At 43.1% G+C, this 23,361-nt stretch carries 23 protein-coding genes and 1 riboswitch; of the genes, 10 read left to right on the plus strand and 13 right to left on the minus strand.

The features are described from left to right. The first annotated feature begins 74 nt into the window (after positions 1-74). Together mtgA and R8N47_RS07010 are read left to right on the plus strand one after the other, a co-directional pair. Positions 75-749 (plus strand): monofunctional biosynthetic peptidoglycan transglycosylase, encoded by a 675-nt coding sequence (gene mtgA, locus R8N47_RS07005; protein ID WP_025768637.1) that lies wholly within the window; start codon positions 75-77, stop codon positions 747-749. A 180-nt stretch (positions 750-929) separates the two neighbouring features. After that, positions 930-2,990 (plus strand): alpha-amylase, encoded by a 2,061-nt coding sequence (locus R8N47_RS07010; protein ID WP_005374841.1) that lies wholly within the window; start codon positions 930-932, stop codon positions 2,988-2,990. Between the two features lie 69 nt (positions 2,991-3,059). On the opposite strand, the gene R8N47_RS07015 is transcribed toward R8N47_RS07010, so the two are convergent. Both R8N47_RS07015 and R8N47_RS07020 read right to left on the minus strand, forming a co-directional pair. Then, positions 3,060-3,776 (minus strand): DsbA family protein, encoded by a 717-nt coding sequence (locus R8N47_RS07015; protein ID WP_005374842.1) that lies wholly within the window; start codon positions 3,774-3,776, stop codon positions 3,060-3,062. Positions 3,777-3,872: 96 nt separating this feature from the next. Further along, complete coding sequence (locus R8N47_RS07020) at positions 3,873-4,160, minus strand: hypothetical protein (protein WP_049872671.1); 288 nt, start codon at positions 4,158-4,160, stop codon at positions 3,873-3,875. Positions 4,161-4,608: 448 nt separating this feature from the next. On the opposite strand from R8N47_RS07020, the gene R8N47_RS07025 reads away from it, so the two are divergent. From R8N47_RS07025 to R8N47_RS07040, 4 genes are all read left to right on the plus strand, one after another. Next, positions 4,609-5,346: a nucleoside recognition domain-containing protein gene (locus tag R8N47_RS07025; protein WP_005374846.1), complete on the plus strand. Its 738-nt coding sequence runs from the start codon at positions 4,609-4,611 to the stop codon at positions 5,344-5,346. Continuing rightward, positions 5,346-5,813: a YjiG family protein gene (locus R8N47_RS07030; RefSeq protein WP_005374849.1), complete on the plus strand. Its 468-nt coding sequence runs from the start codon at positions 5,346-5,348 to the stop codon at positions 5,811-5,813. The genes R8N47_RS07025 and R8N47_RS07030 overlap by 1 nt, the downstream gene beginning before the upstream one ends. A gap of 9 nt (positions 5,814-5,822) precedes the next feature. Further along, positions 5,823-6,947: a M20 family metallopeptidase gene (locus R8N47_RS07035; RefSeq protein ID WP_064354967.1), complete on the plus strand. Its 1,125-nt coding sequence runs from the start codon at positions 5,823-5,825 to the stop codon at positions 6,945-6,947. A 211-nt stretch (positions 6,948-7,158) separates the two neighbouring features. Beyond that, a complete protein-coding gene (locus tag R8N47_RS07040; protein ID WP_064354966.1) occupies positions 7,159-7,533 on the plus strand; it encodes a YkvA family protein in 375 nt (124 codons plus the stop codon). Positions 7,534-7,542: 9 nt separating this feature from the next. Here R8N47_RS07040 and R8N47_RS07045 read toward each other — a convergent pair whose 3' ends face one another. The 6 genes from R8N47_RS07045 to R8N47_RS07070 all read right to left on the minus strand — a co-directional run bounded on the left by R8N47_RS07045 (position 7,543) and on the right by R8N47_RS07070 (position 13,748). After that, on the minus strand, positions 7,543-7,767 hold the full coding sequence (locus R8N47_RS07045) for a hypothetical protein (protein WP_250155860.1): 225 nt from the start codon (positions 7,765-7,767) through the stop codon (positions 7,543-7,545). Positions 7,768-7,793: 26 nt separating this feature from the next. Continuing rightward, positions 7,794-8,741, minus strand: coding sequence for a lipase family protein (locus R8N47_RS07050; protein WP_250155861.1), 948 nt, complete (start codon positions 8,739-8,741; stop codon positions 7,794-7,796). Continuing rightward, entirely contained in the window at positions 8,741-9,214 is a 474-nt protein-coding gene (locus R8N47_RS07055; protein WP_232284613.1) for a DUF6795 domain-containing protein, read from the minus strand. Before R8N47_RS07055 ends, R8N47_RS07050 begins: the two co-directional genes overlap by 1 nt. Before the next feature lie 403 nt (positions 9,215-9,617). Further along, positions 9,618-10,922 (minus strand): dicarboxylate/amino acid:cation symporter, encoded by a 1,305-nt coding sequence (locus tag R8N47_RS07060; protein WP_064354964.1) that lies wholly within the window; start codon positions 10,920-10,922, stop codon positions 9,618-9,620. Between the two features lie 389 nt (positions 10,923-11,311). After that, positions 11,312-12,577 carry a DUF1835 domain-containing protein gene (locus R8N47_RS07065; RefSeq protein WP_064354963.1) on the minus strand — a complete coding sequence of 422 codons (1,266 nt, stop codon included), beginning with the start codon at positions 12,575-12,577 and terminating at the stop codon, positions 11,312-11,314. A 280-nt stretch (positions 12,578-12,857) separates the two neighbouring features. Continuing rightward, a complete protein-coding gene (locus R8N47_RS07070; RefSeq protein ID WP_064354962.1) occupies positions 12,858-13,748 on the minus strand; it encodes a LysR family transcriptional regulator in 891 nt (296 codons plus the stop codon). A gap of 108 nt (positions 13,749-13,856) precedes the next feature. Here R8N47_RS07070 and R8N47_RS07075 point away from each other — a divergent pair, with 108 nt between their 5' ends. Both R8N47_RS07075 and R8N47_RS07080 read left to right on the plus strand, forming a co-directional pair. Then, on the plus strand, positions 13,857-14,165 hold the full coding sequence (locus R8N47_RS07075; protein ID WP_005374871.1) for a monooxygenase: 309 nt from the start codon (positions 13,857-13,859) through the stop codon (positions 14,163-14,165). A 7-nt stretch (positions 14,166-14,172) separates the two neighbouring features. Next, on the plus strand, positions 14,173-14,544 hold the full coding sequence (locus R8N47_RS07080) for a hypothetical protein (RefSeq protein WP_017634450.1): 372 nt from the start codon (positions 14,173-14,175) through the stop codon (positions 14,542-14,544). Positions 14,545-14,609: 65 nt separating this feature from the next. On the opposite strand, the gene R8N47_RS07085 is transcribed toward R8N47_RS07080, so the two are convergent. The 4 genes from R8N47_RS07085 to nfsA form a co-directional block, all read right to left on the minus strand. Next, the gene (locus R8N47_RS07085; protein WP_064354961.1) at positions 14,610-16,769 is read right to left on the minus strand and encodes a polysaccharide biosynthesis tyrosine autokinase; all 2,160 of its coding nucleotides are present in this window, start codon (positions 16,767-16,769) and stop codon (positions 14,610-14,612) included. A gap of 29 nt (positions 16,770-16,798) precedes the next feature. Beyond that, the gene (locus tag R8N47_RS07090) at positions 16,799-17,239 is read right to left on the minus strand and encodes a low molecular weight protein-tyrosine-phosphatase (protein WP_053303899.1); all 441 of its coding nucleotides are present in this window, start codon (positions 17,237-17,239) and stop codon (positions 16,799-16,801) included. 69 nt (positions 17,240-17,308) lie between these two features. Further along, a complete protein-coding gene (locus tag R8N47_RS07095; protein WP_017634447.1) occupies positions 17,309-18,430 on the minus strand; it encodes a polysaccharide export protein in 1,122 nt (373 codons plus the stop codon). Positions 18,431-18,848: 418 nt separating this feature from the next. Next, positions 18,849-19,571, minus strand: coding sequence for an oxygen-insensitive NADPH nitroreductase (gene nfsA, locus R8N47_RS07100; RefSeq protein ID WP_053303898.1), 723 nt, complete (start codon positions 19,569-19,571; stop codon positions 18,849-18,851). Between the two features lie 194 nt (positions 19,572-19,765). On the opposite strand from nfsA, the gene R8N47_RS07105 reads away from it, so the two are divergent. Both R8N47_RS07105 and R8N47_RS07110 read left to right on the plus strand, forming a co-directional pair. Next, positions 19,766-20,407 (plus strand): MarC family protein, encoded by a 642-nt coding sequence (locus tag R8N47_RS07105; RefSeq protein ID WP_005374889.1) that lies wholly within the window; start codon positions 19,766-19,768, stop codon positions 20,405-20,407. A 190-nt stretch (positions 20,408-20,597) separates the two neighbouring features. Next, entirely contained in the window at positions 20,598-21,470 is an 873-nt protein-coding gene (locus R8N47_RS07110) for a patatin family protein (protein WP_017634445.1), read from the plus strand. 53 nt (positions 21,471-21,523) lie between these two features. Here the strand turns inward: R8N47_RS07110 and gbpA are convergent, their stop codons facing one another. Continuing rightward, positions 21,524-22,987: an N-acetylglucosamine-binding protein GbpA gene (gene gbpA, locus R8N47_RS07115; RefSeq protein ID WP_064354960.1), complete on the minus strand. Its 1,464-nt coding sequence runs from the start codon at positions 22,985-22,987 to the stop codon at positions 21,524-21,526. 98 nt (positions 22,988-23,085) lie between these two features. Beyond that, positions 23,086-23,186: riboswitch (cyclic di-GMP riboswitch) on the minus strand. Positions 23,187-23,361 lie beyond the last annotated feature (175 nt).

Here is a 23,361-nt window from a genome sequence, read left to right on the forward strand (position 1 = left end):
TTCACTAACGATAAACAGACTGCATACTCTATACTTGCATCATATTGTTTTGTTAAATCAGGCTAGGTCGGACTTTGAGAAAGATTAAATCCCTTCTGTTCAATATCTTATTGGTGCTTTTGCTTTTACCAGTGATGCTCGTTGGCATAGTGAAATACATCGATCCACCAATTTGGGGATGGAAGATCAGCCGCATGATTTCTCCTCCTGAAGGATTTCCTGAAGAGAGTCAAAATGAATGGGTGCCTTTGAGTGATATTTCTAAACACATTCAACTGGCCGTGATTGCGACAGAAGATCAAAAGTTCCCGACCCATTACGGAGTGGATTTTGATTCCTTGTTTAAAGTGATCTCAGAGTCTGGCGAGAACGGTCCCTCTCGCGGTGCGAGCACGATTACTCAGCAAACTGCAAAGAACGTGTTTCTGTTTCCTTCACACTCTTATGTGCGCAAAGCGTATGAGCTTTATTTTGCTCTGCTGATGGAAGCAATGTGGAGTAAAAAACGCATTCTTGAAGTGTATTTGAATGTGGTGGAGTTTGGTCCAGGTATTTATGGCGCGGAAGCCGCTGCGCAAAACTACTTTGGTATTCCTGCTAAACAACTTTCAACACGCCAAGCAGCAAGGCTTGCGGTGGTGCTGCCAAATCCGTATCGCATCAAAGTTTACCCTCAGACTTCTTACACCATCAGCCGCGTCAATTGGGCGATGAGACAAATGCGTAACCTTGGTAGCATTCAGCTTTAAACTCCTTTTTACCCTGCTCATAAGTAGAACTACGCCCCCATAAAAGCAAAATGTGAAGCGTCACAAGCTTTAGGGCGTAGCCTTTCAGAATGATGTGCTCAGTTTTTCATCCATTTACTATTAGTGTGAATAAAACTACAACACGAATACTGCGCCTATGCGCAACCAATGGACTGAACGATGAAACTGAATCTGATTACGACGACCTTATTGCTTGCATCGGCAAGTGCCATCGCCGAGCCAAACATCACCATTTCTACCACGACCAACAGCCGTGACTTTCCTTTAAGTGCAGAGCAACCTTTGGTTGTGCCCTTAACCAAAGACGGATACACGCTCAAAATCACGGGTGTTGAAGGCGACTGTGTCGCGCCTGATGGTCAGAAGGTCAAATTCAACAAACCTATCGCGCTGAACTGCGGAAAACCAACAGAACTGCCGTTAAAAATCCGTTTTACTGGCGATTACTCTTTTGCTTTTGATGCGGAAGCCAAAACTCTACGCTTCAAGCGTGAACCTAAGAAAGCTGCCAAGACAGAATTCAAACGCCCAATCCCACAAGTGCAATGTGAGGTTTACCAAGGCGGCGAAGTCACCATCGCGCTGGGTGACAGTTTCCCTGATGGCACCAAGTTGCGTGATGCCTATTCTGGTCAAATGGTCGAAGTAAAAGATCAGCAAGTATCGCTGACACCAAGCAAAGATTCCGGCGGTTTGGTGCTACTAGAGCCAGTGAAGAAAACCAAAGAAGCAGTACCGTTTGATTACCGTAATGCCAATATTTACTTCGTGATGGTCGACCGTTTCAACAATGCCGATACCAGCAATGATAACAGCTATGGTCGCAAGAAAGACGGTAAAGAAGAGGTTGGTACCTTTCACGGTGGTGACCTAAAAGGTGTGATCGAAAAGCTAGATTACATAAAGAGCCTAGGTACCGATGCGATTTGGTTGTCGCCAATCGTTGAGCAAGTACACGGTTTTGTGGGCGGCGGCGATAGCGGCTCATTCCCATTTTACGCTTACCACGGTTACTGGACGCGTGACTTTACCAAGATTGATGAGAACTTCGGTAACGAAGCTGATCTTAAAAAGCTGGTGGAAGAGGCACATAAACGTGGCCTTAAAGTCTTGATGGACGCAGTAATCAACCACACTGGTTACTCAACGTTAGCCGATTTGCAATTTGACGGTATTGAGGTGTTAAAACCAAACGCTGACCTACCTAAGAAATGGGGGGATTGGAAACCAAAAGCGGGCGAAAACTGGCATAGCTACCACCAGAATATTGATTACCAGAGTCCAAACTGGGCGAAATGGTGGGGCGGTGACTGGGTAAGAACAGGTCTACCGGGATACCCAGTTCCGGGCAGCAGTGATATCACCATGTCATTGGCGGGTTTGCCAGACTTTATCACTGAATCAGACAAAGCCGTGAAGCCAGCTCAATGGCTATTGGATAACCCTGGCACTCGCGTTGAGGAGCGTGACAATTACACCGTCTCGGACTACCTAATTGAGTGGCAAACTGATTGGGTGAAACGCTTTGGCATTGATGGTTACCGTGTCGATACGGTGAAGCACGTTGAAGGCGATGTGTGGAAACGCTTGAAAGAAGAGGCATCAAGCAGCCTTGAGCAGTGGCGTAAAGAGAACGGTAAGTCAGGTCAGCCATTCTGGATGATGGGTGAAGTATGGGGACATACCGCTTATCGCAGCCCTTACTTTGATGATGGCTTTGATGCGTTGATTAACTTCGACATGCAGAAGAAATTAGATAAAGGCGCGGCGTGTTTCAGCCAAATGGCAGACACTTACCAAAGCTATGCGGACACTATCGCCAATGAGAAAGACTTTAACCCTGTGAGCTACATGTCTTCTCACGATACCGAGCTGTTCTTCTCTCGCTTCAAAGATTACGGTATGCAGCGTAACGCCGCGAATGCACTGCTTCTGAGTCCTGGTGCTGTTCAGGTTTATTATGGTGATGAAGTTGGTCGTAACATTGGTCCTTACGCGGACGATTTCCACCAAGGCACTCGTTCTGACATGGTATGGAAGCTATCTGATGAGAAGCAAGCGCTGCTCAAACACTGGCAAACTCTTGGTCAGTTCCGTAAAGCGCACCCAGCGATTGGTGCGGGTCAGCATCAAGTAATTGAACAAGAAGGCGCGTACGTGTTCTCTCGCTCGCTTGGCAATGACAAAGTCGTTGTGGCGTTTGTGGGTCGCGACAAGTAGTTAGAACTTCGTTTTAAGCCTAGATAGAAAAAGCCCTTCCTTGAGTTATCAGGGAAGGGCTTTGTTGTATTAGTTCGCCAGTTCTTGGTCGATGACTTTTTCTAGCTCGTCAAACGGCACATAGCCAGGAATGACTTGATCATTAATGATCAACGCGGGCGTGCCGCGTAAACCAAGTTGCGTGAAATACTGATAGTTTTTATCAAGCAACGCCTTGGTCTCTTTGTCGTCGACAAGCTGTGCTTCTGTCCCCGTTTTTTTCGCGATTTGATTTAAGGAACGTGCGTCATGTGCGCCCGGTTTTTTCACCAATAACTCATGCACTTGTTCGTACTTATCTCGCTGGTTTTGCCAAACATTTAATGCGTAACTTGCCGAGTTGTAGCCGTTTTTCTCGTATTGTTCTTTAAAAGAGACATTGAGGTTAAGCACTTTTACCTGCGGATATTCCTTACCAACTTTGACCAGCTCTCCTTCTAAACGTTTACAAAAAGGGCAGCTGTAGTCTGTTACGTTAATAATGGTTAACTCAGGGTTTTCAGCACCAAAAGAGGAATGTTTGCCATCACTTAGATATTGACGAACCTCCTTCAAGGTGTCGCCAAATGACTGTTGATACGCAATGTACTCTTGAAGGTTTTGGTGCAATGAATCAAGAATTTGAGGGTTTTCTTTTAGTATCTGAGTAACTTCCTCTAGCTTTTGTTCTGCGGTCTTTTCTGATGCGAAAGATACGGCAGGTACGATAGCCATCGTTAACGCCAAAAGTGTACGAGTGAATGTCATAATATTTCCTAAAACTTTTAAATTTCGTTGTTTGTTATGTGAAGTGAATAAAATATGTACAAAAGTCAGGCAGAAAGGTCTCTCGCCTTGCTGGCTTTATTCTCTAAACACGCAAAGTTTTAGGTGAACCCGATACTTTTCCGGTATCGGTTCTGTGTATTCCAGATAGCGAATTGCTGTGGTTGTCATCGGCAGCGCCACAATCAAAGCAAACAGAAAAAATGGAATAAGAATATGATCAAACTGATGTTGGTACGCTTGAACTAGCTTTTCTGAAAGGTCGCAAGATGGTGATAAATTCACACTCTCATCTTGCTGACTCTGTATTTGGTGAGCCTTCGGGCAGCTTTTCGAGAAACCAGAATTTTGGCTTAAGCATATCATCACCACCCAAAGCACGAGGGCGAGTGTCCATTTGGCTATTTTATATTGTGAGCGTAACAATGGGTCGTATAGTCCTGTTAATTCTGGTTTATGCCGTTTACATATGACCGGACTATCCTAACCTAAATTTCGTGGCTGAATGTTACTTTCGAGTTAATCGATATTGCCTCAATGCCAAAGTATGAAGTACGTCATGAATGTTGTAGAAAGCAATATTCGTCAGAATCATTTGTTGAGTTGATGAAGAAGTCGTGAGCTATCGATATAGATTAAAATACCTAATTGTTAGAACAAACTTTTATTATCTTTCAATTGTGATTGGAATCATAAAACAATACTTCATAACTGAGTCGCGATAATGTTCGGCAGGCGGATTGATTTTGATCATCTCTCTAGCACATTATTCAGGTGAACATATGTGTTAAGTTCCACATGTGTAGGTAATGTTATGAAAATTCCTGTTCAAACTGAGCGTAAAGTTACACTGGGGTGCTACGTTGCTCTGGCGTTTGCGGTCGTGTTCTTTTCTGGCCTGATGCAATCTAGCGAATGGTACGGTGTATTCGATTTTACAACGCTCAATGGCTCTTTCGGCAAGGTGGCGTATGGTGTCACCGAAACGGCTGACGGTGTGCAAGTTGCAACAACGTCGCTTCGCGGTACTGGTGGTAGCGGTGCTCGCGACGGTTTCATTTTCGCACTTACTTTGATTCCAACTGTTATGTTCGCCTTAGGTATGATCAACGTACTTGAGCACTACGGTGCACTTGAAGCAGCTCGTAAGCTTCTTACTCCTCTTCTACGTCCTCTAATGGGCATCCCTGGTAACTCTGGTCTGGCTTTAATTGCTTCTCTACAAAGTACCGACGCGGGCGCGGCGATGACGCGTCAGCTAAAAGATGAAGGTCACCTAACTAAGCGTGAAACGGACGTATTTACCATGTTCCAGTTTACTGCAGGTGCGACCATCGTGAACTTCTTCTCATCAGGTGCTGTGCTGTTCACATTGACGATGGCTGACGGCTCTCTAGCGGTCACGTCTTCTATTGGTTTAGCGGTTGTGGTGATGTTCGCATTCAAGATCATCGGTGCAAACCTGTTCCGTATTTACCTGAACATGACGGAAGGTAAAGAAGACAAACAAGACCAAAACAAATCAGAGAACCTAAAAGAGGAGACGGCATAATGGGTGACGTTAAAGCGAAAAAACCAATGGTGACGGATATCTTCGTCGAAGGTGCTAAGAAAGGTTGGGTAATTGCGACTACCTCTACGGTTCCTAACGTATTGATGGCGTTCGTTATCATCAAAGCGCTGCAAATCACTGGCGCGCTGGATCTGATGGGCACGGTGTTTTCTCCAATCATGGCGGTGTTTGGCCTTCCTGGTGAAGCGGCTGCTGTTCTTATCGGCGCTTGGATGTCGATGGGCGGCGCAGTGGGTGTGGTTATCACGCTGTTTGACCAAGGCATCCTAAACGGTACGCACATTGCGATTCTTGCACCTGCTATCTACCTAATGGGCTCTCAAGTTCAGTACATGGGTCGTATCATGGGCCCAATTGGTACTGAAGGTCGTTACATCCCAGTTATGATTGCGATCTCAGTATTGAACGCGTTTGGCGCAATGCTGGTGATGAATCTGTTTGTCTAGGAGTGAATCATGCAATTCTCTCTAAATGAATATCTAGAAGAGCTACGTCCGCTAATCAATGTGGATTGTGGTACTTACACTACTGATGGTATCGAGTTTATCGCTTCTCAATTTGAAGAGAAGTACCAAGCGATGTCAGGTTGGAGCGTAAAACGCATCGACTGTGGCAGAGCGGGCATCGGTCTTGAAGTTCGAAATAAGCCGGAAGCTGAGCAAATCGACGTGATGCTGATTGGTCATATGGATACCGTGTTCCCTGTGGGTACTGCTGAGCTTCGTCCAATGTCTCAAGATGTAGAGAAAGCCTACGGTCCGGGCGTCTCGGACATGAAATCTGGCTTGCTGAACATCGTATACGCGATGCGCAATCTAGACCAAGCGGTGTTGGATAAACTGTCGATTTGTATCTGCATGAACCCAGACGAAGAAACTGGATCGTTAGATTCGGTCGACTGGATTCAATCTGTTGCAAAAAACGCGAAAAACGTATTGGTGGCAGAAGCAGCACGCGCAGACGGAGGTTTAGTCAAAGCGCGCAAAGGCATGGCGCGTTACAAAATCACGTTTAATGGCATTGCAGCCCACGCTGGCAACGAGCCAGAAAATGGCCGCAGTGCAATTACCGAGATGGCGAACTGGATTCTCGCAATCAATGCCATGACGAACTTCGAATCTGGCACCACATTAAACGTGGGTATTGTGTCTGGCGGTAACGGCGCAAACATCGTCCCTGAGCACGCTGAAGCGATCGTGGATGTGCGTTTCTGGAGTAATGAAGAATACGATGATGTCGATAGCAAGCTAAACGGCATGCTGGAAACACCATTCGTTGATGGCGTTAGCATCGAGTTGGTTCGTGAAGCTTACAAACCCTCTATGGTGCCAAGCACGCAAACTGAAAGCTTGATGGCATTAGTTGAAGAAGCAGCAAGTGAACTGTCTATTGACATCAACTGGAAAGAAGTGGGTGGCGGCTCTGATGCAAACAATACGGCAATTCTTGGCGTTCCAACTTTGGATGGTCTAGGACCTATCGGTGCAGGTTTCCACAGTGACCAAGAGTACTTGTTGCTTGAGTCTATCGAACCACGTATCAAAATGCTGATGCGTGTATTGGAGAAGATTGCTCAATAGGGCATTCTGCTTTTAAAGCTTGGTTCCCAAAGCTTTTGGCTTCAACCTTTTGGTTTGCAAAACTTTTTGTTTCCAAGGCAATAATCCCCGGACTTCGGTTTGGGGATTTTTCTATCTGTGTTTCACTTTACTATCATTTCTTGTTATTAATCTTGCGTTCAGGTTCGATTTATTAATATGTTGGACATAGTCATAAATTTCGGAGGCAACGATGACCACAACAATGTCTGTAAAATCGGCGCCGAAAGACGCCAAAGATCAAACGATGCAAGCGCCAGATGAGAAAACATTCTGGCGAAAAATGAAAGGGTCGGTTAAGAAAGCGGGTGAAGAAATTGCCGTAATGGGCATTAAATCATGGCTCGCGATGACAGATTCCAACACCGCCGTTCGCCACAAGGCTATACTAGGTGGCGCGCTGGCTTACTTCGTCCTACCAACAGATATGGTGCCAGACGTACTAGCTGGCGTCGGTTTTACCGATGATATGGCGGCACTTACCTTAGCCGCGAACTCAGTCGGTAATGCCATCACTAAAGAACACGAAGCACAAGCCAGAGAAAAACTGAATTCGATGTCTGATTAAGTTGAAAGTTTATTTTACAGCACTAATAGCCATTTGTGCTGCTCGATAAAGTTTTCCAAATACCATAAGAAAAACGTTTCTAATAAACTTTGCAGACATATCTTCAATTGCTGTTACTGGTTTTCCAATAAACACCAGCATATGGCCTAACAGCCCTTTGACTTGTGATTCTCTTACTTTAGAAGCTTTAGCTACTTTTTCTATATTTCTGGCGAGTATATCATAAAATGTCATTCCAGTAGATACTGTGGCTTGGGCTGCTATGCTATTGCTGCAAACAAGCCAGTATCTTTTAATAAGGTTATTAATGCTGCTTGAATTCTTTCTGACCAATATTCTGTAAATGATGCTTGGTTTCTGTGCTCAAACTTAAATCTAGTAGGTGTATACAAGTACTTGTTAGATCTGACTTTTATTGCTCCCCACGTTTCGGAGTTAGCATTATCTAAATACCCTAAGCTTGTTTCGCTAGACATACTATGAGCATTTAAATTAAAGCCAGTACTAGCGTCTAAGCGGTACTCATCGCCATTATGTGGAGCATGAATAAATGGCCAGACAGGTACTTTAGGCACAGGATCTGCGCCGTGAGTACAGCGGTATACTTTGTCGTTGCTTTTACTAGATTTACGGGAATATTGTTCTAAACCAACTCTAGGTGCGCCAAAAGTATATAAATTCACTCTTAATGAATATTCTTCTCTCAGCCAATCAGAACATAATGAAGCCAGAGCTCCTCCTAAGCTATGCCCAACACAATGAATACGGTTAGGTAAATTTTGGCATTGCTGTAAATATTGTTTTATGCTTGGTTTGATACTTGAAAATGAATTAATAAATCCAGCATGAGCGATAGAGCCATTTGGAGAGCCTTTAAGGCCGACATTTAGGTTGGTTACCCAATCATTGGCGTTTTGCGTCCCTCTAATGGAAATTACTAAATCTCCCTTATATTTTCCTTTCCCAATACCAATTACCGCAAATGCTTCAGATGTTCTCATTACACCAGGTACCACTTTTCTAAACAATGGTATACGATCTAATCCTGTGATGCCTCCAGTTCGGCCACTAAAAACATCTTGCTGCGAAAATGCAAAGTGTTTTTCAAAACCTCCTTGTCCCCTAAACGCTAGTCTCCCTTGTCCCTGGTATACTCCATACGGTATGTTCGCGATCTCTGATGCAAGTTTTGGTGTTAAAGACGGCATTATGTATCCTCCGTAAACTCTGTTTTATATAAAAATCCATTTAAATTGCAGTTGCTAATAACCATTAGATCTCGAGCACTTTCTAGATTGATATTTTTGAAAAAATATCGGAATTCTTTATTTTTAAGCTCACAGTAAAGGTTATTTAAGTTATCTTTTATAAATATAGGCGGTGAAACGTAGCTTAACTGAGACTCCCAAATGTACTTCTTTTCTTCATTTATATAGGTATATATTCCGATATATGAATATGTTTGATTCAAAGCTGATTCTTTAAACCTTTGAGAATGTATGACTGGCTTAAAGTGAAATTCACCTAACTCATTAGTAATTGAACTCCTTTTGTAAGCATTTTTTAAAAAATTAGCTTCTAAGTAAACGGTTAAATTTTTTAGAGGTCTTTGGTCAAGAACTAAAGTACCTTTTATCTCTGGGCTTAATGTATATTTAAATTTCTTAAAAAAATCGAACATACTTTCGTTGAAACCTAATGCAAGTATTGGAAATGAGAATATGAATAAAAAAAGACTATTTTTAAACATGAAATTATGATGTATGTATCTTAGTACCAACTTAATTATCAGACTACTATCTATCGCGATTTGGTTTTGAACTTTAATTTGATAATGGAATTTGTATCTCTATATGATGAAAATGTCCCTTATATCATTTTCAAAGTGATAAACATAGGCGAGTTATCTTAACCCTGTAGATGAACTAATATAGAATCTAACTACTTACCGATTAGTAATTGAAACAACCTCGGGGGACGAGAGTTTTATCTAAACCTTTTTGATTTCGGGTTAATTGGAAACAAAAAACCACCTTAGAGTAAGGTGGTTTTTGCTTAGACAGGATAATTTAACTTGGAAGGGTTTATGCTTCCGTGCGCTTCAGGTGCACTTCTTCTTCGGCAACGCCTGCCATTGGGTCGTTGAAGCGAGCTTGATCCAATGCGCCTTCTGATTTCGCAACGATGACGGTTACTGCACTGTCACCAGTGATATTTACCGCGGTACGAATCATATCAAGAAGACGGTCAACACCCATGATGAGCGCGATACCTTCAAGCGGCAGACCAACTTGGTTCAATACCATAGCAAGCATGACAAGACCCACACCAGGAACACCTGCGGTACCGATAGACGCCAGAGTTGCCGTCATGATAACCATTAGGTAATCGCCCATAGTTAAATCAATATTGAAAGCTTGAGCAATAAACGCAGTTGCTACGCCTTGCATGATCGCCGTACCGTCCATGTTCACGGTTGCACCAAGTGGTACTGTGAACGATGATACACGGTTCTCAACACCCATGCGGTGCTTTGCTGTTTCCATTGTCACTGGAATCGTCGCGTTCGATGATGCTGTAGAAAAAGCAAACATGATCGCGTCTTCCATCTTGCGTAGGAACGTAATTGGGTTTAGACCTGTGAAACCTTTTAACATTAAGCTGTAAGTAACTAGACCGTGTAGGACAAGCGTACCAGCCAGTACTAAGAAGTACTCTGCCAGATTGACGATCGCGCCCAGACCAAGACCAGTAAATAGCTTCGCCATTAAGAAGAACACCCCATAAGGCGCCAAGTTCATCAAAATCGCGACCAGTTTCATGATCACTTCATTCAGATCAGAGAAGAATGCTGCGATGCGTTCGCCTGGTTTACCCGCTGCACTGATCGCGATACCGAATAGCACGGCGAACACGATAACTTGCAGAGTTTTACCTTCTGCCATTGCGCTGATTGGGTTGGTCGGGAACATATCGATGATCACCTGACCTAAAGATGGCGCTTCGGCTGATTTGAATGAACTTGCTGCCGTTAGATCTGCCCCTGCCCCTGGCTGGAATAGAGTACCCATAGTTAGAGCAAGCGTAATCGCGATAGCCGTTGTCGTAACGTAGAAAGCGAGGGTTTTACCGCCCATGCGACCCAGTGTAGAGAGGTCTTTGAGAGAGCTAGTACCACAAACTAACGAAACAAATACTAGCGGTACAACAAGCATTTTTAAGCTGGCAACGAAGATCTGTCCACCAACTTCGAATAATCCATTAACAATGTATGCGTCGACAAATCCGTTGTCGGCAAAAAGTGTGCGAATTGCAAATCCTGTCAAGATACCCGCAACCATACCTAAAATTACGCGGCTGGTAAGCGACATCGGTTTCTTGGTATTCATGAGAACACTCCTTATAGTTATGCACCTTGAGTTCACTTCAAAGCGGCGAGCAGATTAGCAGCGGAGTGAGAAAATACGAAAGAATAATCCTCTAAATGGTTAATAGATGTGAACTTTATCACTAATGAAAATGGGATTTTAACCAAATATTAACGAATTGGCCGGATGAAAAGTTTGTATTTTAACACTTTTATCGAATATACAACCGATAACAAAGAGGATTTACAATAAATTTTAATAAGAGATAGAGTGCATACTCTCTTTGAGTGGATGCATTTCTGCATAACTATTTAAGTTGTATTCAGACTAGCGGTCGCTTCTTTAGCGATACTTTAGTATTGAGTGTTCATCAGAGCCAACGAACCTTTTATGCTTTCATATTTGTCAACTCAATAATGGTTGGCAAGTGTAGTTAGTTGGAGGTGATCCCAGCTCCAATAACTTTGACTGGTATTTTTAATCCCTCCAACCCAATAGCATTGTTTCGCTCGTATTAAACCCTCCAAACACTGCTTGCCAGCCTCAGTGATACGGACGCTTTGTTCCCACCAGTGCCTTTCACGTGACTCAATCGTGATCAAAGGTGTTTGACACTGTGCTAGAGGGAGGAGTAACGCGTAAAACATCACGTCTCCTAGGTAAGGAAGAGGTTCTAGTTGTTGATATTGCTCAAACCAATCTTTGATGGGAATTGAACGATTTTGCGAGCTCAAGACCTTTAGCGCGAGGTGTTGTGTCAAGCTCAATCCAGTTTGTGAATTAGGTAACTCTTGCAAATGGCGTTTAAGCACGTTGAATATATTGGGCAAGCAATCCAGGTTATGTTGCTGAATCAAATTAACTATGGAAATAGGTGTCGGTGATGTAATAGCGTGCCAACACCGTTTAGCCTGACTGAATAATTTTGCTGTCACAGGTTTACGGTATCGCCAACAAGAACGAATAGCTTCTTCAGGCAACTGCCCAAAGCCGATGAATCGTTCAGTGCCCGGGAACTGGTTCAACTCAATGACCTCTATCACTTTATTCTCTACATTCTCTAACTGTGTTAGAGCACGAATTAGCATCAATTGATCATAACTGTCATGTTCGACCCAAAAGACGATTCGTTCAAATACATCACTTTGCAACAGATCGAGGTTTGATTGTTCCAATGTGACTATATCTTGAACCGAGTCTTCACGCTTCATCACAGGCAGCAGAGTCTCTACGACATATTGGGCACGAATGGCAAGGAAGTTCTGCGGTGTTGCTGGTATGGGGCCAATACAAAGCGGATCGATCAGGGCTAAAAATGTCCCTTCAAATCCGCTGGCTTTAAGTTGTTGTTGAATGTCGTGGCCACAACGAACGTGTAGCGTTTTTACTTTTGCATCTAGGGGCGGTTTTTGTTCTTTGATGGCTAGTTTGTGCGCTTCTAGCTCTTCGACATGAGCTTTTAGTTTACTCCAACTGGATAAGCCCAGTTCTCTTGCGAGTGCATGTTGAACGTCAGCCAATTGAATTGTATTGGGAGCCAAAGATTCTGGTTTGGAGTGAAATCGCTTAACTAACTCCAACGTGGCGTCATCGTATAGGCGGATAGCTTTGAGCCTTTTTTTAGCAATGGATTTTTGCTGATTGATATTGATCGAGAAGCTATTTGTAGAGTTCATATTTCACCTTTCTTATTTCTTCCACACTCGCCTAAATAGAAGCTAAAAAGAAGGTAAAAACAGATTGTGCCTGCTAAACCAAGCAGGTGAGGATATTGCCGTGAACCGAGTTCTTTCCGCGAGTGTTGGGGGCTTTAGGCATGAGCAGAGTGATAGTAGGTGGTCGCTATCCTTCGTGCAACCTTTTGTGAGAGTGTAGCGTCACAAAATGGCCGTTTCTCTATGTTTAGGGAGAATCAATAGGCGATAACACTAGCGATTCAACTCAATACCACTGTTGCTAGACTCGAGTTTCTACACTTTTGAGTAAAATACGATAAAGCGCTTGAGTCGCAGGACCACTTTTGGCTCCTTTGGGCAAAGTGAGGTGTAGCGCAACTTGATATTGATGGGAGTGTTCGAGCTCCAATACTTTAATTTTATCGCTCTTTCGGGCTGAGACTAAGTGCGCTGGTAGCCGACAAAACCCAACGCCTTGCTCTACGGCGTGAAAAGCGTGGTCGAAGTTATCGACGGTAATACGCTGACGTGCGCGTAACCAACCCACATCTCTTTTCGTTTTGTCTGAATCACCTAAGTCACGGATGACAATTTGGCTGGTGGTTGCAAAATCGTCGATGGAAACATGCGGCTTTTTAGCGAGTGGATGGTGTGCTGCGATTACAGGCAGCATGGTTGTTACGCCAAATGCTTCGGCAGGGTAGTTGGTTATCGGTAAGTTGATGATTGCGATGTCAGCGAGATCATTTACGACCATTTCGGTTGTTTTGCTCAGTGACGTTTCAACCACTTGAACGGAGGTTGTGTTGTTGTCCTCCAAAAATTGACTGAGTGGTGCATAAAGCCAACAAGGGTCACAAAGATGATCTACTGCGACCGTGATTTGAGATTCCACCCCACTTTTTAACTGCTCGCTGATGACTTCTAGTTCCCGCGCTTGTTCAAGCATGGATTGTGCACGACGCAGTATGGTTTTGCCGTGCTCTGTCAAACCCGCTTTGCGCCCTCGTACTTCGATAAGTTGAATACCAAGTTGGTCTTCTAACTTCCTCACCGAGTAGATCAATGTGGTATGGCTCTTGTTGAGCAGTAAAGCTGCGGATTGAATGCTGCCTTCTTGATTAATCGCTTGTAGCGTTTGCCATTGTTCTAAGGTCGTTTTTAGTCTCATGAGTCAATTTTTAGACAGTTAATGGCGAAATTATGAACTTTTCTGTCAGTTTTATAAAGGTAATAATCTTGTCATCGAAAACGAGTCAATAAGAAGAGGAGACTCAAGATGGCGAAATTATTGCAAGTTGATTTTGAATTTCATGGTCCGTTTGGTGACGAGATGTCGAATGCTCTGGTCGACTTAGCTAAGTCGATTAACCAAGAGCCGGGCATGATTTGGAAAATCTGGACGGAAAGCGAAAAAGACAAACTCGGTGGTGGTATCTATCTTTTTGAAGATGAAGCCACGGCGCAAGCTTATCTCGAAATGCATGCCGCACGCTTACGAAAAATGGGCGTAGTCGAAGTACGAGGTCAAATTTTCGATATCAATGTGCCGTTAACGACGCTCAATCAAGGGCCTATTAGAGGATAAGGAGATGATGACCAACCGCACTTTTCTAACCGTTCATGGTGTCGTATATACGGTATTCGCTTTTGCGTTGTTTTTTGTACCAACCATAATGTGGCCGATGTATGGAGTACAAATTAACGACCAGTACGCGCTGTTTTTATCGCAGCATACTTCGATCTTTTTAGGTGGAATCGCAGCGGTGAGTTTGATGTTACGTAATGTGGAATCAGGGCATACTGCGAAACAGCTGTTTAAAGCATTATTGATTACTAATGGCTTAGGGGCAGTGATTACTACCTATGCCGGCATTATCGGAGTATTTGTCGGTTTTGGTTGGAGTGACCCAATATTCTTTGTCTTGCTTAGTTTGATTACGTACAAGCAATTAAGAGTGCAATAGAAAAAGCCCTGCTGTTTCTAGCAGGGCTTTGTCATATTTGGTTTAATTAGCGATCTAAATTCAAGTTATGATTCGCTTTTGTACGCGTAGTTATAGTAGCCGTATCCATAGCCGTATGAGTTAGATGCTTTTTTCTCAACTGCATTGAGAATCACCCCTTTAACTTCAACGCCTGATTGCTCGAAGCGACCTTGCGCGACTTCAATCTCCTTCAAAGTCGTTTGATCAAAACGAGCGACCATCAGAGTTGTTCCTGCAAGCGCGCCAACAATGCTTGGGTCGGTAACTGCGAGTACAGGCGGCGTATCGATGATGACTAGATCGTATTGTGCAGACATCTCGTCAACAAAGCTCTTGAAGCGAGGGTGCATAAGAAGTTCTGACGGATTTGGTGGTACTTGGCCGCGAGTAACCACATCCAAGTTTTCAACTTGACTTGGCTTGATTGCGGTTGCTCGATCAATTTTTCCACTTAGTAAGTCAGATAACCCTTGCTCTGCTGTGAGGCCAAAACATTGCTGTAAATAACCTTTTCGCATGTCAGCATCCACCAAAAGGACTTTTTGACCCGTTTTAGCCGCAACTGCAGCAAAGTTAGTTGATACGAACGTCTTACCTATGGAAGGCGCTGGGCCTGAAATCATTAAGACATTGTTTTTGGCTTCCAACATTGCGAAGTGTAAGCTGGTTCGAAGTCCACGTAGTGCTTCAATTGATAGATCTGCTGGATTGGCATTTGCTAAAAGAAGTAAGTCTTTGTTGTTTTTACGTTTTAGCTTGTTCGCAACTTCCAATTGTTGTGCTGATTTTGGAACACTTGCATATACAGATATTCCAGTTTGCTCAATTTCATCAGGAGAAGTCACTCCACGATGAAACGCGGTTTTTACCAGAACAAATGCGACAGCTACCATGCCTCCTAGAAGAGTAGCCAAAACTACAATCAAAGGTTTTTTCGGTTTAATAGGAATTGCGTAAGATTGTGCGTTGTCAATAATACGCACATTACCTACGGTGCCAGCTTTTATGATATTTAGCTCTTGAACTTTATTCAAAAGTTGGATGTAGATTTGCTGGTTTACTTCGACATCACGAGTCATACGCAAGACTTCGCGCTGTGTTTTTGGCAGTTTTTGAACTTGTTTGTTAAGACGCTCTTTCTCTTGTAGTAATGTCTGACGTTTGTCTAACAGCGATTTATAAGCTGGGTGGTCTTGGGTGAATTTTTGACTGATTTCACTTTCTTTAAATGTTAGCTCATTAAGTTGGGCTTCAAGTGCCACCATCACTTTTAGAGTAGATTGTGCTTCGAGATTTAAATCGATAGATTCGTTTTCTTGTCTAAAACTGTTCAATGTATCTTCTGAAATAGTTAGCTTGTCCTTAATCTCGGGTAAATGACCTTTAAGGAAGTTGAGGCTCTGCTCAGCTTCAGCTGAGTTTCTTCTAACATTCTGCAAAAAATAGTTTTGAACAACATCATTTAAAACGAGCTGATTGTGGTCTGGGTATTCACCTTCAATACTTAGAGATACAATACCTGTTTGGCTACCTCTCTCTGAAATAGAAAGTTGTGAGGCTAACTTGTTGATAGCATCTAACTTGCTTATTTTACTTATTGTAAAAGTATCTTCATTTTGAGCATTGAGCTGGTTCACTTTTACACGATAGCCATTCATCTCAATTAGTTGACCAACTGAACCAGAAAGTACCATTTGGTCTTCAAGCATCAAGCTGAATTGACCTTTCTCGATGTCTGTAGCAATCAGTTGATGAGATAATCCTTTAGCCGTTCGAGGTACTTCAAACGTGGTCAAAGAAATGTAGTTTTGAGTACCGTTGATTCGTGCTAGACCTTTACCAACAAAAGGTAAGTAATCAGGAGTGGCAATGGTTGTTAAGTTAAACTTATCAACGGTATCGCCAAGAATCATTCTCGATTTAATTATTTCAATCTCTGTAGTTGCAGATGATTCGGCAGAAAAGAGTTCTCCCATGTCACCGACCATCGCCGAAATACCACCTGAACTTTTCTTTTCGATTTGTATTAACGCGTCGGCTTTGTAAATCGGAGTTGATAGCAACGCGACCGCGATACCTAATGTTGCAAAAAAGAGTGTAATACTGATGATAAACCATTTCGCGTCTATCAATATGCCGAAGAGCTTGCCTAGGTCGATCTCATCATCAGCAAGAGCAGATGGTTGTATTGTTTGGTTAGCCATTATTTTTTATTTCGCCAAGTGATCTGAATTTATATTTTTTTTGCCCATGCATGAGCAGCATTTTCAATCAGAGATAATGCATGCTCAAAGGCTTCTCTACTCTGTCTGTATGGATCTGGAATATCCACGGAACCTATCCAGTGACCAAATAACATTGTTTTACCTCTAGCCTCTGGTACCAGCTCCGTCAAAGCATCGATATGACCTTGTTCCATCACCAATATTAGGTCTTGTTTTGCGCACAACTTAGCGGTTAGCTGCTGCGCTTTGTGGTCTAGCAGGTAGATACCACGTTCTGACGCGACAAGTCTGGCGGTTTCATCTGCTGGCTTTCCGGTTAGGCGACTTTTTTCTACGGCAATACCCGCCGAAGAAATCTGTTTATCTGGGAGTAGTTGCTGTAGTAACCGCTCTCCTGTGGGAGAGCGACAAATATTACCTACACACACGACAAGAATGTTCGAAAACATGTTTTGCTCCTTATAGACAACGTTTGAATGACTTGTTTATGTTCAAACAAGCCCTTCAGAATGCTTTTTCTATGGCCAAGTCCTGACTCGAAGGACGCCTTCTGTAAGTTCATTGAAGCCTGAGATGGTAGGTACTAGTTGTGCAATAACGCGATTCCAACGACTGATAGGCGCCGCAGTGACATAAACGATGTCATACGGTTTCAGAGCAAATTCAGTACCAATAACGAGCGCTGCCGCATCGGAGACATCAAGTTGATATATGTCGCCCAGTGAACCTGCGTCTTGTGACCTCCTAATTACGAATACACCTGTCGCATCCGCTGATATCTGATTAATACCGCCAACGTTGCTCAGAGCTTCCGTAAGGCTCATGCCAGCGCGATCTATTTTCAGTAGTTTAGGATCGTTAACTTCACCCATAACGAAAACCTTTTGTGAATCATTTCTTGGCACATGGATGATATCACCTGGTTGAAGTAGCCTATTTTCAGTGAGGTCGCCTTCTTGCATCAGCGCATAAAGAGATATGTTTTCAACTATGCCGTTTCTTGTCAGTGTTACATTTTTCCAGTCGGCGTTTTCGGCTAATCCACCTGCACGGTTAATTGCATCTAACAAGGTGAGTGGGATGTTGGTGATTGGTTGTTGTCCAGGATTACTTACTTCACCAGTAATGTAGGATTTTTTCGAACGAAAAGCTGCTACGCTGACATCCACTTGAGGACTTTCTATGTACTTTGCTAATCGGCGAGAAATATCAGCACGAATTTGACGAACGTTTTTACCCGCAACTTCAACAATACCTATATATGGATAGAAGATAGTGCCATCAGCATGTACCCAGTTCCCCGCTTCAGCAGAGCTGCGATAAGAACCAGCAGGAATAGTTAGTTCTGGGTGATCCCAAATAGTAATGTTTAGTATATCTCCAGGGCCAACCTCATACTCATAAGAGCTAAGTTGGCGATCTAGTTCAGGGTTGGATTTGGCTTCTATCCCCAAAATTTTAAGTTGAGATACTTTATCAAGTGTAAGTGGAAAAACATTGAAATCAGAAGTGCGACTAACATTGCTGTCTTCGACGAAGTTTTTTCCATCTGTGGAAAGGTGACTACCGGGTACAGTACATCCAGAAAGAAGTACTGAGGAAAGCACTAAACTAGCTAGCTTTTTATGTTTGAAATTCATGTTTTTTCATTCATCTGACGTAAAGAGCGAGTTGCTGGTAGCAACATTCTTTTCCAGAAAAGACTTCACAACATAACCTTATAAGCACCACCTTCTTCTATTTATAAAGTGCTCAATAAGGGATTGATTGCATCTGGAGGCATGAACTCTAATGAATTTCAATGGTTAGAGCAATAGACAGTAATGCAGCAAGTGTCCAAATAAATATCGTATTTTTATGTTTTCACTTACAAGATTTCATATTGCGGATAAAAAACTTGTTCAATTAGCTCAAATTTTGTTTATTAGCTCTATATGTAGTGTTTTCTTTCTAAAATACAACCAAGAAAGTCTACCGACTAATTATCTCGTTGTATTAAATAGGATTATTAAAAATGTGACTCATGTCTCTTTTTTGTTTTGTTGTCTTTCGACATGGTCACTTCTTCGCTAACCCCTTCCCATTCAAATACGGAAGGATGTGCGGACGTGATTCGCCAGCCAGTTTACTGGTGACTTCTTGTGACCAAGTACTCTGTTTTTGATTGCTCGAACGGTTTGCATAGTAGTTTTGCATAGTTTGGTCATACGTCTGAATATCATCCAAGCTTAGGTCTTGATACTGATTTTCATGCACCACGACATGCTTAGGTAGGCGAGGTTTTACTTCAGGGGCTTGATCTGGATGACCAAGACACATACCAAATAAAATGGCGGTATTTTTAGGTAAACCTAATAATTCGTCTACTTTTTGGGCATTGTTTCGTAAACCACCAATATACACACCTCCTAGTCCCATCGACTCCGCCGCAAGCAAGCAATTTTGTGCCATGATGCCCGAGTCTACAGCGCCTATTAGCGTTAACTCGGTAAAGTCAGCTTGAACATCTGGGTTGATACTGGCATGGCGCTGGTAATCAATACAAAACACCAAAAACTCAGCCGCGCTTTCAACGTACCCTTGATTTCCGGCATATTGAGCTAATAGCGTGCGTTTTTCTTTGTCGGTCACGCGGATAATTGAAACGACTTGCAACATGCTTGATGAGGATGCCGCAAGGCCGGCTTGAAGAATGGCATCTAATTGTTCACTCTCAATCGGTTGTGAGGTGAATTTTCGAATTGAGCGGTGATTGAGAATTGTTTGAATCGTGCTGTTCATGGTGACTTAACATCCCCTGTTACGTTAAAGGCTGAAGACTCACCTTAGCGACATTTGATGAGTCGGTAAACTATCTCAAAAGAAAAACAATGCTTGGTGCATAAGTGTGAAGACGAATCGAGAATACACCACTCGTTCTGTTTGAGAGCGTATATACTGTTTTTAGAATCAATAATTTAAATGCAGTGGAAAATATGAAAGAACTCATTGTTCATACAGTTACGGTGTTTATGGGCTTCTTTGCCATCATGAACCCTATCGCCAATATTCCCATCTTTTTGAGTTTAACTGCTGATGAAGATAAAGAAACCATCCGTTCCATTGCGCTCCGCTCGGTTTTTATTGCATTTATTATCATCGCGATATTTTCTATTGCCGGTAAGTTAATTTTTGATTTGTTTGGTATCACGCTTTATGCATTGCGAATAACAGGCGGTATTTTGGTGTTTTTGATAGGTTTTAACATGCTTCAAGGTGATTCGACGCATCAAAAAACCAAAGAGAAGGCGTATTCACCAGCTCAGCAACGGGCGGCATTGAGTATTGCAGTGTCTCCACTGGCGATGCCAATATTAGCTGGGCCTGGAACGATTGCTACCGCGATGAACTTTGCGACAGCGGGTGGTTTCGATCAAACCATTATTACTATCGTTTCTTTCGCTGTCCTTTGTGTGATCACCTATGTACTGTTTTTGTTTGGAGACAAATTGGTCAAAGCGGTTGGACCAAGTGCTCTAAATGTTGTGACTAAAATGATGGGCTTAATTCTAGCGGTTATTGGTACTCAAATGTTCATTGATGGCGCGGGCGAAGCCTATAAAACGGTTTTCTCCTAGATTTCTCTTAGACCTTGCCACCTTGGTTAAGCCCGCAATTACATTTCTAACGGGTACGGATTTTTTGAACTTTAGTTTTCATTTTCTAAGAGAGAAATAAATAGACTTCACCTATTTCAATAATAAGAATATTCAATTGTTGTGATTGCACGAATTTCATTACTCTTTTGGCAAGGAGAATGGGGGAAATATGGCAACAAAAGCAATTGTAGTAGAAGGTGGCGCGATGCGAGGCGTCTTCGCAAGCGGAGTGTTAGATGCGTTTTTAGAGCAGAGTTATAAACCGTTTGATTTTGCAATCGGTGTATCTGCTGGTGCATCAAATTTGATTGGGTATTTGACCGACTACCCGCATCGCAGTATTAACGTCATTACTAAGCTGGCCACAAGTAAACGCTTTTTTGACCCGACTCGCTTCGTTAAAGGTGGGGATCTCATCGATGTGAAGTGGTTGTTTGAAGAATCTAATCGCTTGTATCCCGTCGATGAAAATAAACTGTTTAATGGCGTTCCTTTTCTCGCAGCGACAACAAATGTAGATACAGGGCAGGCAGATTACTATCGCGTGACACGTGATAATTTTCACCATGCGATTGAAGCGACAACAGCATTACCGATTGCCTACAAGCATACCCCTTGTTTTTCTGGTGGTTGTTATACCGATGGTGGGGTCGCTGATTCTATCCCAGTGCGTGAGGCTTATCGTCGAGGGGCTCGCGACATAACCGTAGTACTCTCTCACCCACTGAATTATGCCAAAAAGCCAGTTAAGACCACATGGCTGATGAAGAAACTGTTTGCGGAGCACCCCAAAATGGCGGATGCGATGTTAAGACGTGCAGATAACTATAATCAATCATTAGAGTTTATTCGTAACCCTCCACCAGGAACACATGTTAGGGTGATTGCCCCACCAGATAATTTTCATGTTCAGCGCTTATCAATGCGACAATCCGTTTTACTAGAAGGGTATGAAATGGGGCTGATTGAGGGGCGAGCGCATCTCACTAGTTTATCTGGTGTTCATGGTTTAGACCGGGAAAATTGTCATTTTTGCGTTTGATTATAAAAGAGCCTCATAGTGAGGCTCTTTTTACTTAACGTTCGAAGGGTGATTTAGTTGACTTTATCCCAAGCCATCTCCCAGTGTGAACCTATTCCAGGCTCGTAATGGTTTGCGCTTTCTTTCCACTGCATACAGTAACCAGAGTATGGGAAAGGTTTACATTGATAAATGCCCCCGTCGCTGGCAAGCACTTTTGTGCCCGCAGTGTAGCTAGATAGTCCTTCAGGGAAGACAAAATCGTACTCACCAGATGGTGGTGGAGTAACTGACTCTTCTTTTAAGTGAAAGTCGAGTGTTTGCTGATCCACCAAGTTGCCATCTTTGTCCTTAATACGTGTCACGAGCATATGGTGACCCGGCTCTGATTTACTTAAAGCGAGCGATATCGCCTCTACCGAGCCGTCTTTCATTTCGTTTGCCCAACTTGCAAGTGGTTCGCGATGGTGATTGTAAACGGTGAGTTCTGCATTTAAATCGCCTTCAGCAGTTAGTGTCAGATCCAACGTTGTCGGTGTTGACTCAATGATATACTCGTCTGCTAAGCCATCTACTGTGAGTGAGTATTCTGGGACAGGAGTTTCAATGTTATAGCCGATCTCTACTCGCTTAAGGCCGCTATTTGCTTGCAGATACACCGGATTAGTACCATAAACAGGAGTGAATTTATCCTCTGCATACTGCCCGGCTTGCAGTTTTGCTTGTTCTTGGTTTAGCTTAGTCGCGAGTGTGTAAGACCAGTTTTTCGCTTGGCCCATTGCTGCATCGGTAATTTCTAGTTCAGTTCTATACGCCACGTTTTCACCTGCTTGATCAAATACGCGTGTATAAACCGAATCCCCAATATTTAAATCCATTGTAGGAATAATTTGACCGCCTTGCTTCCAATCTGGAATAACGGGACTGCCACCATCAAATTTCACATCGATCACGTTATAAAATGAGGCTGCAGTGTCGCCAACATCCCATACTGCCAGGATGACATGGTATCCCTCGCGAGTAGGCACATTACATTGATGGCTTACCTGTTTCGGGGGTTGAACCATATTGCCGTCGACGACACAGAAAGGAGTTAGATCAAAAGAGTCTCGTGATAGTGAAGCGTTTGGGTTCCAATCAGGCTTGGTGATGTAATATTTCCAGTCGCGCGTCACGTGGTTAGCGGTAAATGTCCATTCAAAAGTTTGTGTACCTGCTTGAATAGGACGTTTTACCCAACGGTCGGCAGTTTGCTCATCAAGGGCAGCTGCTAAAGCGGTTTCGGCACTCGCTATTTTACCATCGCGAGGCCCTGTTTCGGGAAAGCCATCAGGGCCTTCAACGCTTTGCGGTTCATATTGAATCGCACCGCAGTTATTATTTTTTTCGTTAGTATCTGGCGTTGGATACTTACATAGTGCCGAGCGACTTGCAGCGACACCACCATTGGTTTCTGATACATAACCGTGAGCCGCAGCACCTGAACTAATGCTTGCAAGTGCTAACGCGAGTACGGATTTGGTTGGAAATGATTTCATCACATGTCCTCTGTTATGGCTGACAAACTAATGTCACACCCCGGCGCATGCTGAGCATAAAGCAACGCTACAGCAACTGGACTTCTGTAACACTGCGTTATGGTAACCCCGCTATCATGCGCATTCTTTTAGATTTTTAAATGCTGACAGACCGGAAGCTTTGCGTCCCACCCTTTCGAATGGTTTGCCGAAATGTGATTGAGCAGCCAAAATTTAGCTTAAGAATTTACATGTGGAAAAGTAAACGTCACTGACATGGAATCCTGTTCTCAAATTGAAAGATAACGATATCTTAATCTCGTCAATATTATGCAGTATCGTCTTGCAAGGTATTGATTTTAATTTTGTTTTTATCTTTTTTATAACCATGGCGA

Source organism: Vibrio sp. 2132-1, from assembly GCF_033344315.1.